Consider the following 1,659-nt stretch of genomic DNA (forward strand, 5'->3'; position numbering starts at 1 on the left):
CATCAGCACAAGGAATCTGGTGATTTTGAGGAGTGGCTCACTTTTTCATCAGCACAAAGTATGTTTTTGGCTCACTATCAGATTAGCATAGGCAAATATGCTAAAGAAATTAGCTAACCTTATGTTGGCTTGGGTAGTTATCGCAGTATTGTATGTGATTTATAAATTGTTCTGTTGTATAGTACAAGTAACTGTAATGAGTTTTAAAAACAGTTTTATAAAATTGGGCATAAAAGAATCGGTTAAACACAGTATTGTTTCTGTAAAGAAAGCAATGGAAATGAACGGTATTAATGTCAAAAAACTAATTAAAAGTGCGCTTGAGTTTAGTTTAGCTATGACGGGACTTATCTATGCATTGATAGTAGTATCGATAATTCTTAAAGTTCTCATACCACCCGATTTAAACGTCGTTGTTAGAAACAATTTGGTATTTGAAAGACTATTTTTGTTCGCTTTGTTAATAATAATTATGACCAATATTATTACGCATATATGCGGTGTTCAAAACTCAAATATTCAGAAGGATAATAGCAAGCCAGAGAACAAACAACACACTGACAAAAACAGCTTGTTTAGTAAAATAGTTGGATTATTATTCGGAGCTACAATCTTAGCGCCATTTTTTATTGCAGTTATCGTAGGTTTTGTTTGGTACTATAGCTTATTCATATATACAATACTGCCCATTGAAATTGGAGGTGGTAAAGCTGAACCTATCAAAGTCATGACCCAGGATAGCTTATTAATGGAACACTTTAAGAATGATAATGATGAAGTTGTCTATCTATTGGACAGAACAGATAAGACCTATGTGTTGCTAATTGAAAATCATCATGGAGCGAGAGTTTTTCAAATTCCTACGGATAGAGTTATTATTGAGTCTCAATAATAAAAGAATAATGGAAGCAATTTAATCTGTACAGATTGTAATAGGGTATCGCGCATTTTAAGAATGTACGTTTGATATTTAACTCTAAAAGGCGTAAGGTGAGAGTCTACGATTAGCCAAATACAATTGAAGCAATTTATGTCAGTAGCAGACAAACAAGTGAGAGACTAAGGAGTGAAAAAAATGAGTTTACAGAAGAAATTTATTGAGTTTAACGAGAGAATCAGAACTGATTTTACTGACAGGAAAGAATTAGCTGAAAAAAGAGACATTCTCTTGGATAAGCTGAAAGAGAGTGGCTTCCATTTTAGGTCATTCAACCAAGGGAGTTATGCAATGTTCACAGGAGTGGAACCATTAGATGCCGACTATGATATCGATGTTGGAATTAGGCTGCTTATAAATAAAGATGATTTTGACCCTGTAGAGGTTAAGAAAAAGATTAGTGATGCTTTAGATGCACATACTGAGATAGGTGCACAAATTAAAAACCCATGCGTCACAATAGGCTATAAAAAAGATGGTGAGATGTGTTATCATGTCGACTTAGCAATTTATGCTTACGAAGACGCAAATAACTCAGAAAGTCAATTATACTTAGCAAGAGGCAAGAGAAATTCTGATGATGATAATAAATGTTGGGATGAATCCGACCCTATTGAGTTGAGAGAAACCTGAATCCGTGACACTCAGCACAAAAACAACTATCGAAGCTTAAAAGGCCCAAAAACCCTTAAAATTTGACACCCTGGATGGGCCATTGATCC

General features: G+C 34.5%; 2 protein-coding genes. Both read left to right on the forward strand.

Annotated features, from left to right (window positions below):
* Window positions 1-97: 97 nt before the first annotated feature.
* Window positions 98-892: a hypothetical protein gene (locus QOL74_RS18325; RefSeq protein ID WP_283410954.1), complete on the forward strand. Its 795-nt coding sequence runs from the start codon at window positions 98-100 to the stop codon at window positions 890-892.
* A 183-nt stretch (window positions 893-1,075) separates the two neighbouring features.
* A complete protein-coding gene (locus QOL74_RS18330) occupies window positions 1,076-1,570 on the forward strand; it encodes a nucleotidyltransferase domain-containing protein (protein WP_283410955.1) in 495 nt (164 codons plus the stop codon).
* The last annotated feature ends 89 nt before the right edge of the window (window positions 1,571-1,659 follow it).

The organism is Anoxynatronum buryatiense (genome assembly GCF_900182905.1).
GTDB classification, from domain to species: Bacteria; Bacillota; Clostridia; order Peptostreptococcales; family Tindalliaceae; genus Anoxynatronum; species Anoxynatronum buryatiense.